Annotated in this window: 9 protein-coding genes; 4 read left to right on the forward strand and 5 right to left on the reverse strand. The window is 62.0% G+C overall.

Annotated elements, in window-relative coordinates; genetic code table 11:
* Nucleotides 1-84: 84 nt before the first annotated feature.
* The 3 genes from SSARUM_RS22955 to SSARUM_RS22965 all read right to left on the reverse strand — a co-directional run bounded on the left by SSARUM_RS22955 (nt 85) and on the right by SSARUM_RS22965 (nt 7,367).
* Nucleotides 85-3,111, reverse strand: a complete 3,027-nt coding sequence (locus SSARUM_RS22955; RefSeq protein ID WP_369819466.1) for an autotransporter outer membrane beta-barrel domain-containing protein — start codon at nt 3,109-3,111, stop codon at nt 85-87.
* A gap of 202 nt (nt 3,112-3,313) precedes the next feature.
* The gene (locus SSARUM_RS22960) at nt 3,314-6,337 is read right to left on the reverse strand and encodes an autotransporter serine protease (protein WP_089185433.1); all 3,024 of its coding nucleotides are present in this window, start codon (nt 6,335-6,337) and stop codon (nt 3,314-3,316) included.
* Nucleotides 6,338-6,815: 478 nt separating this feature from the next.
* A complete protein-coding gene (locus SSARUM_RS22965; protein WP_223182088.1) occupies nt 6,816-7,367 on the reverse strand; it encodes a TetR/AcrR family transcriptional regulator in 552 nt (183 codons plus the stop codon).
* A 350-nt stretch (nt 7,368-7,717) separates the two neighbouring features.
* On the opposite strand from SSARUM_RS22965, the gene SSARUM_RS22970 reads away from it, so the two are divergent.
* Nucleotides 7,718-8,935: a Tm-1-like ATP-binding domain-containing protein gene (locus SSARUM_RS22970; protein ID WP_049212973.1), complete on the forward strand. Its 1,218-nt coding sequence runs from the start codon at nt 7,718-7,720 to the stop codon at nt 8,933-8,935.
* Between the two features lie 94 nt (nt 8,936-9,029).
* On the opposite strand, the gene spy is transcribed toward SSARUM_RS22970, so the two are convergent.
* A complete protein-coding gene (gene spy, locus SSARUM_RS22975) occupies nt 9,030-9,518 on the reverse strand; it encodes an ATP-independent periplasmic protein-refolding chaperone Spy (protein WP_033636398.1) in 489 nt (162 codons plus the stop codon).
* 536 nt (nt 9,519-10,054) lie between these two features.
* On the opposite strand from spy, the gene pdeR reads away from it, so the two are divergent.
* Nucleotides 10,055-12,049 (forward strand): cyclic di-GMP phosphodiesterase, encoded by a 1,995-nt coding sequence (pdeR, locus tag SSARUM_RS22980; RefSeq protein ID WP_033654492.1) that lies wholly within the window; start codon nt 10,055-10,057, stop codon nt 12,047-12,049.
* Nucleotides 12,050-12,065: 16 nt separating this feature from the next.
* On the opposite strand, the gene SSARUM_RS22985 is transcribed toward pdeR, so the two are convergent.
* A complete protein-coding gene (locus tag SSARUM_RS22985; RefSeq protein ID WP_033636400.1) occupies nt 12,066-12,932 on the reverse strand; it encodes a crotonase/enoyl-CoA hydratase family protein in 867 nt (288 codons plus the stop codon).
* Between the two features lie 341 nt (nt 12,933-13,273).
* On the opposite strand from SSARUM_RS22985, the gene yhjD reads away from it, so the two are divergent.
* Nucleotides 13,274-14,293 (forward strand): inner membrane protein YhjD, encoded by a 1,020-nt coding sequence (gene yhjD / locus SSARUM_RS22990; RefSeq protein ID WP_033636401.1) that lies wholly within the window; start codon nt 13,274-13,276, stop codon nt 14,291-14,293.
* Between the two features lie 328 nt (nt 14,294-14,621).
* A complete protein-coding gene (locus SSARUM_RS22995) occupies nt 14,622-15,944 on the forward strand; it encodes an MFS transporter (RefSeq protein ID WP_039569733.1) in 1,323 nt (440 codons plus the stop codon).
* The last annotated feature ends 63 nt before the right edge of the window (nt 15,945-16,007 follow it).

Here is a 16,007-nt window from a genome sequence, read left to right on the forward strand (position 1 = left end):
CCATCATACGGACTCACCCCGCAGCCGCAAATAAAAACGGAGCCGGCATGCCGGCTCCGTGGTCATTGCGATGATCGCTGAACGTCAGAAGCGCCAGGTAAAACCGGCGTTGACGCTGTTGTCCTGATGGTTCTGCGACAGCAGCCCGCCGTAGCCCAGCGACAGCGTGGCGTTCTCGTTCACCGCCACTTCCGCCCCCGCCTTCAGCACCATGCCGTCGCGCGAGACCGGCACGCTGTCCACCACGAACGGCGCGTTGCCGCCGTTGAACCGCAGCCCGGTGCCACGCTCCAGCCCGCCGTACTGGTGTTGCCACCCCAGCTCGCTGCGCAGCGCCACCGTCGTGCCCGCGCTCACCTGCCATTCGGTGTCCGCACGCAGGCCCAGCGTCGACACCGTCGCGTCCGTGTGCTGCTTGTCGCCGCGCAATGCCGCCGCGCCGCCGCTTTCTGCGATGCCGTTGTTCTCGAAGTTCACGTACGCCAGGTTCACGAACGGCTCCAGGTTCAGCCACTCACCCTGCACGCTGTAGCCCGCTTCCGCGAACAGTTGCTCGGTGCGCGCGCTGTACTTCGCCGTGTCGCGGTCCGACTGCATCCCGTAGTTCACCGACCGCTTGGTGTCGATGCGGTGCCAGGTGTAGCCCGCCCCGCCACGCAGCGCCAGCGCCCCGAACTGCTTGTCGCCGTACGCCGCCAGGTGGTAGTTGTCGCTGTCCGCCTTCGACCCGTACCCGCCGTGCAGCGAGGTGCGGGTGTAGCCGGTCGCCACCCCCAGCCGCCAGTCGTCCGCCGCCGCCGAGTCCAGCCCCACCAGCACCCCGTAGGTCGAGGCCTGATAGCCGGTAGCATTGGCGTCGCCCGACGCGTGGTCCCACGCCCCCAGCAGCTGCGCCCAGGCACCGCCCTCATCCGCCTTGATGGCCGACGAGCTCGCCAGCCCTTCCGCCTGACGCAGACGCCCGTTCAGCGCCTCACGCAGGTAGCGGCTGTCGTTCACCAGCGCCGAGGCGATGTCCGCATGGATTTGCCCCGACAGCTGACGGAACGCCTGCCGCGCTTCGCCCGCCGTGCCGCTGCCGAGCAGGCTCTCGTACACCGGGTTGCCCGCCGCCAGCGCATCCGCCGCCGCCGCCACCGCTCGCTCGTTCGGCGTCTGCGCCACGCTGGCGAAGCTGGTGCCGTTGCGCCCGACGCTCAGCGTCACCCCGGTCGGCTGGTAGCTCAGCCCGGTGCCGAGGAACAGGTAGTTCGGCGCCACCGCGTCAAACTGCCCGCTCACCCCCTGCTGCGCGCTCAGGATGGTGTACTGCTGGCCCAGCAGGCTGCGCACCTCGCTTTGCGTCAGCAGGTTGGGGCTGTTCTCCAGCGTCACCGCCACCTCGCCGCCGCCGATCGTCGCCGATCCGCTGCTCTGGATCCGATCGCTCTGGCCGTTCGGCCCCACTTCCACCGCGTAGCGCGAACCCGGCTCGAAGCTGACGTTACCCGCCACGTTCAAAGTGCCGATCGAGTTGCCCGGCGCCACGGTGCCGCCCTGACGGGCGGTCAGCGAACCGACCGTACCGCTGCCGCCGACGATGCCGCCGCTCTGCACGCTGACGGTCGAAGTGACCGAGCCGTTGACTGCCAACCGCCCCTGATTGACCAGCGTCGGGCCGGAATAGGTGTTGTTACCCGTCAGCACCAGCGTGCCGATGCCCTGCTTGGTCAGGCCGCCGTGGCCGGAGATGTTGTTGGAGTAGACTTCCAGTTCGCAGCTGATGTCGTCACACTTCCTGGCGTGCAGCGTGCCGGCATCCACCTCGGCGCCCAGACCCGGAATATTGGCGACAAACTGGGTCGGGCCGTAGGCCACGCCCGTCGGATCCGGGATGCGGAACTCCGCCGGAATATCCTCGACGGTATAGAACATGCCCGGGCCGTTAATGGCTTTGCCCAGGTTGATCATCCCCCAACCGTAGAGCGCGTCGATGCCCGGCGCGCCCATGTCGGTAGCGGTGGTTTTCAGCACGTCGGCAATCTGCGCCGAACTCATGTACGGGAAACGCTGCAGCAACACCGCCACCGCGCCGGTGACGTGCGGCGTCGCCATCGAGGTGCCGTTTTTATTGCCGTAGTCCGACACCAGGTTGGCCGGATCGGAACCGTTGGCCACGGTGCTGTAGATTTTGCTGCCCGGCGACGAGACGCAGAAGCTGGCGGTATAGCCGCAACGGGAAGAGAAGCTGCTGATGGTGTAAGGCACGCTGTTGGCCGAAGCCGCATCCTGCGCCACGCTGGCGACCGACAGCCAGTTCGGCGCGATGTCCGGCACGAAGTAGGCCAGCCCGCTGATCACATCCGGCTGGTTGTAGTTGCCGTCGTTACCGGCGGCGAACAGCACCAGAATATTTTTGCGCGCGGCGTCGATGGCGCCCTGATAGCCTGCGCCGGCCAGGCTGCCGAGCAGCGGTTTGACCTGATCGAATTGTTCCTGCGCATCCTTCAGCTCAAAGTGCAGCGCGTTAGGATCGCGGCCGCCGTCGGACAGAAAGTCGGGAATACTGACGCCCCAGCTGTTGTTGATCACCCGCACGCCGTTGTTGATCATCGCCTGCCAGCCGGCATTGGTGACGGCGCCGTCCAGGCCGAGGAATTCACCATAGGCCGGGCCGTCGTTGTCGTTATCGACGCTGATCACCTGCGAATCGAAAGCCACGCCGTGCATGCCGACGCCGTCGCGGTTGGCGGCGCTGATGCCCGCAACGTGCACCCCATGATTGCTCAGCATGCCCTGTGAGCCGCTGTAGAAGTGGAAGGTGCCGTCGAAGTAAAAGCGGTCGCCGGCGTTAATGCCCGGCCGGTGCGGATCGGTGTAGGCGCGATAGCCTTCGGTGACGACGTTGATCAGTTTGCCGTCGCCGGCGAACTCGGGATGGCGGTTGACCGGGGTATCGAAAATACCCACCTTCTGCCCTTTGCCGGTATAGCCGGCGGCGTAGGCCTCATCGGCGTGGATCGCCCCCAGCCCCCAGTTGGCGTTGAATTCGGCGTTGCGCCAGCTGGCCGGATCGCCGGCTTGGCCGTTCACCTCGTGCGGCGCCGCCTGTGCATACCCCGCCAGCGCCATGCAGCAGACCAGCGCGTTCAGCCGCCACGGCGAGCGGCGAGCATTTCCTTTGCTATCAAAACCCATTGTTGTTGTCATTTCCTTACCTTTTGCTTGTTATTGGCCGACGCCCCAGGTGCGCCGGGCTTTCATTAGCAGGATGTGAAAAAGGAACCGTCCGCAGACGGTTCCGGTACAAGGATTGAATCGATGGTGTTTGTGCTTAGAAGCGCCAGGTGAAACCGGCGTTGACGCTGTTGTCCTGGTGGTTCTGCGACAGCAGCCCGCCGTAGCCCAGCGACAGCGTGGCGTTCTCGTTCACCGCCACTTCCGCCCCCGCCTTCAGCACCATGCCGTCGCGCGAGACCGGCACGCTGTCCACCACGAACGGCGCGTTGCCGCCGTTGAACCGCAGCCCGGTACCTCGTTCCAGCCCGCCGTACTGGTGTTGCCACCCCAGCTCACTGCGCAGCGCCACCGTCGTGCCCGGGCTCACCTGCCATTCGGTGTCCGCACGCAGGCCCAGCGTCGACACCGTCGCGTCCGTGTGCTGCTTGTCGCCGCGCAATGCCGCCGCGCCGCCGCTTTCCGCGATGCCGTTGTTCTCGAAGTTCACGTACGCCAGGTTCACGAACGGCTCCAGGTTCAGCCACTCACCCTGCACGCTGTAGCCCGCTTCCGCGAACAGCTGCTCGGTGCGCGCACTGTACTTCGCCGTGTCGCGGTCCGACTGCATCCCGTAGTTCACCGACCGCTTGGTGTCGATGCGGTGCCAGGTGTAGCCCGCCCCGCCGCGCAGCGCCAGCGCCCCGAACTGCTTGTCGCCGTACGCCGCTAGGTGGTAATTGTCGCTGTCCGCCTTCGACCCGTACCCGCCGTGCAGCGAGGTGCGGGTGTAGCCGGTCGCCACCCCCAGCCGCCAGTCGTCCGCCGCCGCCGAGTCCAGCCCCACCAGCACCCCGTAGGTCGAGGCCTGATAGCCGGTAGCATTGGCGTCGCCCGACGCGTGGTCCCACGCCCCCAGCAGCTGCGCCCAGGCACCGCCCTCATCCGCCTTGATGGCCGACGAGCTCGCCAGCCCTTCCGCCTGACGCAGACGCCCGTTCAGCGCCTCACGCAGGTAGCGGCTGTCGTTCACCAGCGCCGAGGCGATGTCCGCATGGATTTGCCCCGACAGCTGACGGAACGCCTGCCGCGCTTCGCCCGCCGTGCCGCTGCCGAGCAGGCTCTCGTACACCGGGTTGCCCGCCGCCAGCGCATCCGCCGCCGCCGCCACCGCTCGCTCGTTCGCCGTCTGCGCCACGCTGGCGAAGCTGGTGCCGTTGCGCCCGACGCTCAGCGTCACCCCGGTCGGCTGGTAGCTCAGCCCGGTACCGAGGAACAGGTAGTTCGGCGCCACCGCGTCAAACTGCCCGCTCACCCCCTGCTGCGCGCTCAGGATGGTGTACTGCTGGCCCAGCAGGCTGCGCACCTCGCTTTGCGTCAGCAGGTTGGGGCTGTTCTCCAGCGTCACCGCCACCTCGCCGCCGCCGATCGTCGCCGATCCGCTGCTCTGGATCCGATCGCTCTGGCCGTTCGGCCCCACTTCCACCGCGTAGCGCGAACCCGGCTCGAAGCTGACGTTACCCGCCACGTTCAAAGTGCCGATCGAGTTGCCCGGCGCCACGGTGCCGCCCTGACGGGCGGTCAGCGAACCGACCGTACCGCTGCCGCCGACGATGCCGCCGCTCTGCACGCTGACGGCCGAAGTGACCGAGCCGTTGACTGCCAACCGCCCCTGATTGACCAGCGTCGGGCCGGAATAGGTGTTGTTACCCGTCAGCACCAGCGTGCCCATCCCTTCTTTGGTCAGGCCGCCGTGGCCGGAGATGTCGTTACTCCAGAAGTCCAGGCCGCACAGCACATCGCTGCAGACGCGCTCGGTCGGTTTGCCCTTGTCCAGCACCGCGCCGACGCCCGGCAGATCCACCACGAACTGGGTCGGGCCGTAGGCCACGCCCGTCGGATCCGGGATGCGGAATTCTTCGGGAATATCCTCGACGGTCGCCAACATGCCAGGGCCGTTGATGGCTTTGCCCAGGTTGATCATCCCCCAGCCGTAGAGCGCGTCGATGCCCGGCGCCCCCATGTCGGTGGCGGTGGTTTTCAGCACTTCCGCCACCTGCGCGCCATTCAGATACGGGAAACGCTCCATCAGCACCGCGACGCTGCCGGCCACGTGCGGCGCCGCCATCGAGGTGCCGCTGTATTTGGCGTAGCCGGTCGTCAGATTCTCCACGCTGGTGCCTTCAATCACCGAGCTGTATACCCGGGTGCCCGGCGCCGAAACGCAGAAGCTGGCGGTGTAGCCGCAGCGGGAAGAGAAGGTGCTGATGCTGTAGTCGCCGCTATTAGAGGGATCCTGCAAGCTGGCGACCGACAGCCAGTTCGGTGCAATCTCCGGCACGAAATAGGCCAGGCCGGCCATGGCATCGGGGTTATTCAGATTGCCGTCGTTACCGGCGGCGAAGATGGTGACCACGCCGCTGCGCGCCGCGTCGATCGCGCCCTGATAGGCGCCGCCGGGCTTGGTGCCGAGGATCTGTTTGATCTGATCGAACTGCTTTTGCGCATCGTTCACCGTGAAGTGTGGATAAGCCGGGTCATAACCCCCCTCCTCAAACTTTTCGGTAATGCCGATGCCCCAGCTGTTGTTGATGATGCGCGCGCCGCTGGCCACCAGCGCATCCCAGCCGGCCTGGTACACCGCGCCGTCGTTGCCGAGGATGATGCCGTCCTCCGGGCCGGGATCGCCGTTTTCGGCGCTGATGATCTGCGCGTTGAACGCCACGCCGTGCATGGCGCCGCCGTCGCGGCTGCCGGCGGCGATGCCGCCCACGTGGGTACCGTGCGAACCGAGCGTGCCATCGGAGTCCACGCTCGGCGTACCGTCATAGCGGAAAGTGTCGCCTTTTTTCACCGGGATATAGGGATCGGTGTATTCGCGGATGCCTTCGGTGACCAAATTGATCACCTTATTCTCACCGGCAAATTCGGGATGCTTGGCGTAGACCGGCTGATCGAAAATGCCAAGTTTGATGCCTTTTCCGGTATAACCAGCGGCGTAGGCCTGGTCGGCGTGGATCGCCCCCAGCCCCCATTCCGCGTTGAACTCACTGCTGCGCCAGCTGGCCGGATCGCCCGCTTTGCCGTTCTCTATATAGCTGGCAGCCTGCGCCCCGCCGATCGCCGTCAGGCAGATCAGCATCGCGCTCCATTGTGCGCGATGAACTCCGATTTCAGGCCAGCCGAAGGCCGCCCGAGCGGATTTGACTCCTCTAAGTTTCTTCTCCATCCCAGATACCGTCCGTTGTTGTTTGCAAATGTTTTATAAGATTTTTTGTGTAACAGTTTGGTAACACCAAATAAATAAAGCACAACAATCTCAAGTGCGCTTAATGTGTCACTCGGCAGTTCGGCGGGAGGAGAGAAAGTTTCAGGGGTGAATCAGGCCAGCGACGATAAGAAATGACAATGACGCTTGGCGGTATCGGAGCGGCGATAGCACGTGAGGGAATAAATATTAATTAACTGATAAATAAAAATATAATTCAGGGGTAAATGAAGGGTGTGGCCGCCTGAAAAGTGCTTAACAGGCGTCTTTTATCACTTTAAATTATAAATTTTGCCAATATTCACTCAGTGAATTATGCTGGTTTTTCAGTCAGGCATCGGCAAAAATTGGATTATCCTGCTGATGTTTTTTTGCGGTTCGTCGCGTCCTCTTCCGCCTGACGAAGGATGGCTTTGGCCATCCATTGCGTGACGTCCTGAATGCTCTCAAGCTCCAGCCCCCAGATATCTTTCAGCACCAGGAACACCTCCGAGCCGTAAATCAGCGAGAAAGCATGAATCACTCTCTGCAGAGAGTCCGGCGGCAGTTTGCCCTGCAGCGGTTCTACCGCCAGCGCCAACAGACGCTTGCGGTTGCCGCGCACGAATTTTTCGCCCGGCGTCGCGTGCGCCCACTGCTGCAAAGAGAGCTGCAACGCCGCGCGCAACGCCCCCTCGTGCCGTTCCATCTGAGGATAGGCGAAGGTCAGCAACTGCTGGATGCGCTTCAGGGCATCATCGTCTTGCGGGCGCCATTCCAGAATAGGCCCCAGGCTTTCCGCCACCACGGCGCTAATCAGCGCACTCTGGGTCGGAAAGTAGCGGTAGGCGGTCGCACGCGATACCTGCGCATACGCCGCCAGTTCGGTGATCGAAGGAAACGCGCCTTCGTCATACAGCGCCATCGCGCTGGCCAGCAACAAACGGTAGGTTTTTGCCCGGGTGGACGTCAGTGAAGGATCGAACGGGGTGGGAAAAGCATTTATCGGCACTTAAACCTCATACATCTGTACATGCTTGCGCGGCTGGAGATACGCCACTGCCGACAGGTTGACGACAAAGGCTCGGCCGCGCAAAAAGCTCAAAAATGAGACAGAAGTCCCATTTTGCACTGAGCTGCCCTTGCAAAAATGATACTGCCGTCTCATTATATAAATACATTAATCAATTTAATTTAAATGCCAACACCAGGGCACCTAAAAAAATATAATGCATTAATTTTTAAAATAAAAATTAGAAGCACCTCGGAAAACCCATGAAAGATACTTCAAATTTTGTCTATATTGCTACCACAGCAGATACGAAAGGACAAGAGTTGGAGTATGTGCGGCGGCTGATTGCCAGCCTGGATTTACCCACGCGAACCGTCGATCTCTCCACCCGTAGCTTGCCGTTTGACTCCCCGGCCGATATCGGCCCAGAAGAGGTCGCTCGCCACCATCCGGCGGGCGCCGGCGCGGTCTTCTGCGCCAGCCGCGGCCAGGCGATCGCCGCCATGGCGACCGCTTTCGAACGCTTTATCCTGACGCGCCGCGATATCGCCGCCCTGCTTGGCCTGGGCGGCTCCGGCGGCACCGCCATCATCACGCCGGCCATGCAGCAACTGCCGATCGGTCTGCCGAAAGTGATGGTCTCGAGCATGGCGGCGGGTGACGTTTCCGCCTATGTCGGCGCCAGCGATATCAGCATGCTGTATTCGGTCACCGATCTCGCCGGCCTGAATCGCATCTCGCGACGGGTGCTGGGCAACGCGGCGCGCCAGATAGCCGGCGCAGTCCGCTTCGCCGCCGTCGACTCTCACGACGACAAGCCGGCGATCGGCCTGACAATGTTTGGCGTCACCACGCCCTGCGTTCAGGCGTTGATTGCCGAGTTGGGATCGCTATGGGATTGTCTGACGTTTCATGCGACCGGCAGCGGCGGCAGAGCGTTGGAAAAACTGATCGATAGCCGCCAACTGCACGGCGCCATCGATTTGACCACCACCGAAGTTGCCGATCACCTGTTTGGCGGCGTGCTGCCCTGCAATACCGATCGTTTCGGTGCCATCGCGCGTACCGGCATCCCGTGCGTGCTCTCCTGCGGCGCGATCGACATGATCAACTTCGGCGCGCCGAACACGGTGCCGGCTCGCTATGCCAACCGTCTGCGCCACCCTCACAACCCGCAAGTGACGCTGGTGCGCACCAGCGCGCGGGAGAATGCGTTAATGGGGCGTTGGATGGGCGAAAAAATCAACGCCTGCGCGGGCGAAGTGCGTTTCGTTATCCCGGCGGGCGGCGTATCGGCTCTGGACGCGCCCGGGCAACCGTTCTGGGATCCGGCGGCGCTGGCCGCCTTTACGCAAGCGCTGGAAGAAACGGTGCGCGCCACCGACAAACGCCGGTTGATAAAAACGCCTTATCATATTAACGACCCGCGCTTTGCTCAGGCCGTTGCCGAGCAGTTCCGGCACATGGTCGGCGGAGAATGATTATCACTCACTGCATAGCCTGCCAGTGATAACGCCAAATAGGAAAAGGGCCAGACAAATAGTCTGGCCCTTTATTATTCACCGCGAGCGGATATTACTGATCGGAGGACATCTGCGCCTTCATTTTATTCATATGGTCCATCATCTTTTGCTCACGTTTCTGATAATTCTCATTGTATTGTTTTTTCTGCTCAGGGGTCAGCAGGTTATACATTTTATTTTCCGCTTTGGCGCGCTCCAGCATGCGTTCGGATTGCGCTTTACCGATCGCGTCAATTTGCGCCTTCGCCTTCGCTTCGTCAAAGCTGTCGGAAGCGACCAGATTGTGCAGCGCCTGGCGCTCCTCTTTCATGCCCGGCCCGCGCTTCTGGTGCGACTCTTTCATGATATCGCGCATCTGCTGGCGCTGCTGCTCGGTCAGGTTCAGCCCGGCGAACGGGCCGCCTTTGCCTTCACCCTTGTGATGCATCATTTTCATCGGCGCCGCATCCGCCGCCGGGGCAGTGGTGTCTGCAGCGAACGCCGCGGAAGCAGAACCCAGGGCCAGCGTGGAAGCAATAAATAAAGCCGTCAATTTACGCATAATCATTTCCTTAAAAGTTTTTCTTCATCAGGAGCGCTGTACGTTAACAGGCTCATTCGTCGTCGGAGATAATAATAGGCTGATAAATTTCAAGTAATGCGAGGGTGTGTAAACTTTTTAAAACCCGTCTCGGATTTATTCACCAATTATGAGAAAACTATGAAGATGGCGTTTATTTGATGGAAATTTTAATTTTCCGGCAACAATCCCCTCGGTGGAGTGATTTTTCCGCTTTCCCCTTACCGTTATAATTTACTCGCCTGCACGGCAACCTTGCATCAACCGTTTTCCGATAACGGGGGGAAGTCAGTACCAGCATCACAGGATCCGATGTTCTCCTACACTTTAAGACAACCGGCCGCCGGGCGACGTTTAAACCGCAAAACTAATCATTGCTTATATAATAGTTCCCATCACCCGCTCCGCCTGTGAAAACCTGTTATATGATGCACAGATGCGTACGGCGATCGCTTTCGGGCCAACAGGCTGCCCGGAGCTGTGCTGACCGGCCGCCCGTGCTCTTTTGAGGAATCATCATGCCCGCAGACCAAGGCCCTGAGCTTCTTAACGCCCACTTCGGCACCCAAAGCCCCCACTGGCGGCTGGCGTTTGACAGCAATGCCCTGGAGCTGTCCGCCGTTAAAGGCAAAGCCCACGTCGCGGTGGCGCTCAGCGCCATGGAAGCGGCGAAAATCCGTCGCCTGACCGGCGTCACCGCCAGCCTGGAGCTGACCATTACGCTAGCCGGTGCACCGCTGCATCTGCATCTGGTCGGGCGCCGCGTCAACAACCTCGAATGGGCGGGCACCGCTTCCGCCTTCAGCGACACCCAATCTGTGGCGCGCGACCTGGTGCACGGCCTCTCCTTCGCCGAGCAGGTGGTGTCCGAAGCCAACTCGGTGATCGTGATCGTCGATCAACACGGCCGCATTCAGCGTTTCAACCGGCTGAGCGAGGAGTATACCGGGCTGCACGAACACGAGGTGATCGGCAAAAACGTTTTCCAGCTGTTTATGAGCCCGGAAGAAGCCGCCGCTTCGCGGCGCAACATCGCCGGCTTCTTCCGCAACGGTTCGTCCTATGAGGTGGAACGCTGGGTAAAGACGGTCAAGGGCGAACGGCTGTTCCTGTTCCGCAATAAGTTCGTGCACAGCGGCAGCGGCAAAAACGAAGTCTTTCTGATCTGCTCCGGTACCGACATCACCGAAGAACGCCGGGCGCAGGAGCGGCTGCGGGTGCTGGCCAACACCGATCTCATCACCGGCCTGCCGAACCGTAACGCCATCCAGGACAAGATCAATCACGCCATCGCCACGCGCGGCGAAGAGAGTTTCGGCCTGGTGTACCTCGATCTGGACAACTTCAAAAAGGTCAACGACGCCTACGGCCATATGTTCGGCGATCGGCTGCTGGTCGAGGTCGCGCTGGCGATCCTCGGCTGCCTGGGCCCGGACCAGGTGCTCGCCCGCCTCGGCGGCGACGAATTCCTGGTGCTGGCACCGCAAGCCGATCGCGAGCGCCTGCAAACGCTGGCGCAGCGCATCATCGACAGGCTGAAAACCCCTTTCCGCATCGGCCTGATTGAGGTGTATACCGGCTGTTCGATCGGCATCGCGCTGTGCCCGGAGCACGGCAACGATCTCGACAGCCTGATCCGCAGCGCCGATACCGCCATGTACGTCGCCAAGGAGCACGGCAAACGTACCTATACCGTCTTCTCGCCGGAGATGAATAAACGCGTCGCCGAATACATGTGGCTGGACACCAATCTGCGCAAAGGGCTGGAGCAAAATCAGCTGGTGCTGTATTACCAGCCGAAAATCGACGCGCGCAGCGGTGAAGTGCACAGCGTGGAAGCGCTGGTGCGCTGGGATTCGCCGGAGCGCGGCCTGATCCCGCCGCTGCAGTTCATTTCCTACGCCGAGGAGTCCGGCCTGATCGGCCCGCTCGGCCAATGGGTGCTGCAGACCGCCGCCGGGCAGGCGGCGCAGTGGCAAGAACAGGGCTTAAATCTGCGGGTGGCGGTCAACCTCTCTGCCCGTCAGCTGGCCGATGACAGCATCGTCAACGACCTGCTCGGGGTGCTGCGCCGTCACCGCATGGCCCCCTGTCTGCTGGACTTCGAGTTGACCGAAAGCAGTCTGATTGAAGACGAGAACCGCGCGCGCGCGTTGATCACCCGGCTGCGCGAACTGGGCGCGCAGGTGCATCTCGACGACTTCGGCACCGGCTATTCGTCGCTGGCGCAGCTGGCGCGCATTCCTCTGGACGCCATCAAGCTGGATAAAAGCTTCGTGCGCGGGGTGAATTTCAACCCGGTATCGCAATCGTTGGTGCGCGCGATCGTTGCGGCGGCGGAGGCGTTGGCGTTCCGGGTGATCGCCGAAGGGGTGGAGACCGAGAGCGAAAACCACTTCCTCGACGAGGTCGGCGTGGACGAAAAACAGGGCTTTCTGTTTGCGCGGCCAATGCTCCCGGAACAGCTGGAGCATTGGCTGCAGTCCTATCGCCCGCGCTCACCCTCCGCATGAGGCGGGCGCGTTAAGGTTAGCCGGCACGACGCAGGTTCAGGGTATGGCGATCCTGCAACATCACCAGCCGCTCGATGTAGGCGCGGTCTTTTTCCTCAATGGTAAAGGCCGAGTGCACCCAATCTTCGGTAATGTCCATCAGCTCGGAGCGCGTCAGCTGCAACACGCGCTGACGCGCCCGCAGCATGGCGCGCATGCCGTTGAGCTTCGGCCGAATGGTATCGATAAAGGTGCGCGTCGCCATGTAGGCGTCGCCGGGCTGGAACAGCTGATCCACCAGCCCGCGGCTCTCGAACCACTCTGCGGTATGCGACTCGCCGCCCCAAATCAGCTCCTCGGCCAAGCGCATGCCCGCCTTGCGCGCCACCAGCGAGTAACCGCCCATACCGGGAAACAGATTGAACGCGATCTCCGGAAACCCCATGCGCGCATTGTTCTGCGCCAGCACGAAATGGTGCGCCAACGCCGCTTCAAAGCCGCCCCCCAGCGCGCTGCCTTCGACCATCGCAATGCTGACCGCGCCGGTGTCGAAACCGCGAGCCGCCGCATGCACGCAGTCGATGCAGGCGCGCGCGTAGGCCATCATCGCCTCGCGCTTGCGGTTTTTGATCGCGTCGGCGAAGAACTGCAGATCGCCGCCGACGTTGAACATGTTCGGCACCAGCGAGCCGGTGACCCAGAAATCGAACCGCAGCGAAGATTCCTTCGCCGCCTGCGCCAGCGTCATGATGTCTTCGATCAGCGCCTGGTTGAAGCAGGGGCGCGGCGCGGCGCGCAGCAGCATCCACATGATGTGCCGCCCCTCTTCATAGTAGGCGGACAGCTGCGACAGATTGCCCGCTTCGGTAAACGGGCGGCAGGTGGGGTGATTAAGCAATTTCATAAGACCTTCCAGTTTTTCTGTTGATGACGGATGAGACCGTTCCAGCCCCTACGGCTGCAGCGGAGCGGCGAGCGGCAAAGCGCAACGCCACATCATGAGTAAACGCTTTCTCGCCGACGAAACAGATAAAAATTGGAGGTAGGAAAGTGAAAAAAACCGAGGCGCCACGGGGTTTTCATAGGAATTTTACCTATCTGCCCCTCCCCGGCATTTCATGCCGGGCGCTAACGCGCTAAGCTCGGAAAATGACCGTTTACCGCCCCGGCGCTCAAAACGCCGCGGGGCTTTGGCTATAATCAATGCTGAAACATGTCGTTTAACGTTAAGGAAATCGTGAAGTAATGCCTACAGGACCAGACCAGGAACGCCGCCAGCCCGCACAAGACACGCCGCCGAAGCCGCTTATCGCCATCAAGACCGGCCATGAGACCCTCGACCGCCGCATCGGTGGTTTTTCACGTCTGATTGAACGCATCAAAGCCTGGCCGAGCGTGGCGCACCTGCTGCGCGCGGCCGAACGCTTTAACGATCGGCTGGGTAGCCAGTTCGGCGCCGCCATCACCTATTTTTCATTCCTCTCGCTGATCCCGATCCTGATGGTGTCGTTTGCCGCCGCCGGCTTCGTGCTGGCCTCCAATCCGGATCTGCTGGCCCGCTTGATCAACCGGATCGTCGGCAGCATCAGCGATCCGACGCTGGCCAGCACGCTGAAGAACACCGTCAATACCGCCATTCAGCAGCGCACCACCGTGGGGTTGACCGGCCTGGCGCTGGCGCTCTATTCCGGCATCAGCTGGATGGGCAATCTGCGCGAGGCGATCCGCGCGCAGTCGCGCGATGTCTGGGAGCGCAATCCGCAGGATCAGGAGAAAATCTACTTCAAATACACCCGCGACTTCATCTCGCTGACCGGCCTGGTGGTCGCGCTGATTATCACGCTGTCGCTGACCTCGGTCGCCGGGTCGGCGCAGGCGGCGATCGTCAACGCGCTGGGGCTGGACGGCATCGAATGGCTGCGGCCGGCGCTGACGACGATCGCGCTGTCGATCTCGATCTTCGCCAACTATCTGCTGTTCCTGTGGATTTTCTGGATGCTGCCGCGCCACAAACCGAAGAAAAAAGCGCTGCTGCGCGGCACCTTGCTCGCCGCCATCGGCTTTGAGGTGATCAAGTTCGTGATGACCATGACGCTGCCGCAGGTGGCGAAGTCGCCTTCCGGCGCGGCCTTCGGATCGGTGATCGGGCTGATGGCGTTCTTCTACTTCTTCGCTCGTTTGACGCTGTTTTGCGCCGCCTGGATCGCCACCGCCGACTACAAAGGCGACAAAGCGTTGCCGGAACGCGAGCCGCCAGCGCGCTGAAGCCATGCAATCGTGCCGGTGTTATCGCACACACCGGCAGGTTCATCTGGTTAACAGCCAAAAAACCAGTCAATACATCTGAATCGCGCGGTGCGCCATCCGAAAAACCAGCATAACAAACTGCCCAGTCACTTTTCTTTGCCGTTTTTACAGCCATTCCCTCTGCGCGAACTCCATTTCTCAACGTTTAACGCTGCAGAAAAGAAGCCCGGTAAAACATTAGTCTTTTTAACCGGTTAGGAGCGGCGTTGCCCAAAGCTCCCGCGTTGAAAAGGCCGCATGCTGTCACTAAGATGGATTTTTACCCCCTCTAACGATAAGAAATATTATGCAAGCCACCATCGCACCCCCACTCGACGCCGACGAGGCGTCCACACCGGTGAACTCCCGCGGGAAAGTCATCGTCGCCTCGCTGGTCGGCACCGCCATCGAGTTCTTCGACTTCTACATCTACGCCACCGCCGCGGTGATCGTGTTCCCGCACATCTTCTTCCCGCAGGGCGACCCGACCACCGCGACGCTGCAGTCGCTGGCCACCTTCGCCGTCGCCTTTGTCGCGCGCCCTATCGGCTCTGCGCTGTTCGGCCACTTCGGCGATCGGGTAGGGCGCAAGGTCACGCTGGTCGCCTCGCTGCTGACCATGGGGATTTCCACCGTGCTGATCGGCCTGCTGCCAAGCTATGAAACCATCGGCATCTTCGCCCCTATCCTGCTGGCGCTGGCGCGCTTTGGGCAGGGCCTGGGGCTGGGCGGCGAATGGGGCGGCGCCGCCCTGCTGGCGACGGAGAACGCGCCGGCCAAAAAGCGCGCGCTGTACGGCTCCTTCCCGCAGTTGGGCGCGCCGATCGGCTTCTTCTTCGCCAACGGCACCTTCCTGCTGCTCTCCTGGCTGCTGAGCGACCAGCAGTTTATGGATTGGGGCTGGCGCGTGCCGTTCATCCTCTCCGCGGCGCTGGTGCTGATCGGCCTGTACGTTCGGGTATCGCTGCATGAAACGCCGGTGTTCGCCAAAGTGGCCAAGGCCGGCAAACAGGTGAAAGTGCCGCTCGGCACGCTGCTGAGCAAGCATCTGAAAGCCACTATCCTCGGCACCTTCATCATGCTGGCGACCTACACGCTGTTTTATCTGATGACGGTGTATTCGATGACCTACGGCACCGCGCCGCAGCCGCTGGGCCTCGGCTACTCCCGCAACAGCTTCCTGTGGATGCTGATGGTGGCGGTGATCGGCTTCGGCGTGATGGTGCCGATCGCCGGCCTGCTGGCGGATGCGTTCGGCCGCCGCAAGACCATGATCGCCATTACCCTGCTGATGATCGGCTTCGCGTTCCTGTTCCCGCCCCTGCTGGGTTCCGGCAATCAGGCGCTGGTGATGGGCTTCCTGCTGTGCGGCCTGAGCATCATGGGGCTGACCTTTGGCCCGATGGGCGCGCTGCTGCCGGAGCTGTTCCCGACCGAAGTGCGCTATACCGGCGCGTCGTTCTCCTACAACGTCGCGTCGATCCTCGGCGCGTCCGTGGCGCCTTATATCGCCACCTGGCTGGCGGCCCACTACGGGCTGTTCTACGTCGGCATGTACCTGGCGGCGATGGCCGGGTTGACGCTGCTGGCCCTGCTGTTGATGAAAGAAACCCGCCACCGGTCGCTGTGATCCCCTGCGGCCCTCTCACTGCGGGGGCCGCACGCGTTGTTCGTTTACTGTCATAAAACCGGG

It is taken from the genome of Serratia sarumanii (genome assembly GCF_029962605.1).
GTDB lineage: Bacteria > Pseudomonadota > Gammaproteobacteria > Enterobacterales > Enterobacteriaceae > Serratia > Serratia sarumanii.

Excerpts from the sequence above, each read along its gene's own strand:
- SSARUM_RS22955 (WP_369819466.1), bottom strand. The coding sequence starts at position 3,111 with ATGGCGCTGGCGGGGTATGCACAGGCGGCGCCGCACGAGGTGAACGGC.
- SSARUM_RS22960 (WP_089185433.1), bottom strand. The coding sequence starts at position 6,337 with ATGCTGATCTGCCTGACGGCGATCGGCGGGGCGCAGGCTGCCAGCTAT.
- SSARUM_RS22965 (WP_223182088.1), bottom strand. The coding sequence starts at position 7,367 with ATGGCGCTGTATGACGAAGGCGCGTTTCCTTCGATCACCGAACTGGCG.
- SSARUM_RS22970 (WP_049212973.1), top strand. The coding sequence starts at position 7,718 with ATGAAAGATACTTCAAATTTTGTCTATATTGCTACCACAGCAGATACG.
- spy (WP_033636398.1), bottom strand. The coding sequence starts at position 9,518 with ATGCGTAAATTGACGGCTTTATTTATTGCTTCCACGCTGGCCCTGGGT.
- pdeR (WP_033654492.1), top strand. The coding sequence starts at position 10,055 with ATGCCCGCAGACCAAGGCCCTGAGCTTCTTAACGCCCACTTCGGCACC.
- SSARUM_RS22985 (WP_033636400.1), bottom strand. The coding sequence starts at position 12,932 with ATGAAATTGCTTAATCACCCCACCTGCCGCCCGTTTACCGAAGCGGGC.
- yhjD (WP_033636401.1), top strand. The coding sequence starts at position 13,274 with ATGCCTACAGGACCAGACCAGGAACGCCGCCAGCCCGCACAAGACACG.
- SSARUM_RS22995 (WP_039569733.1), top strand. The coding sequence starts at position 14,622 with ATGCAAGCCACCATCGCACCCCCACTCGACGCCGACGAGGCGTCCACA.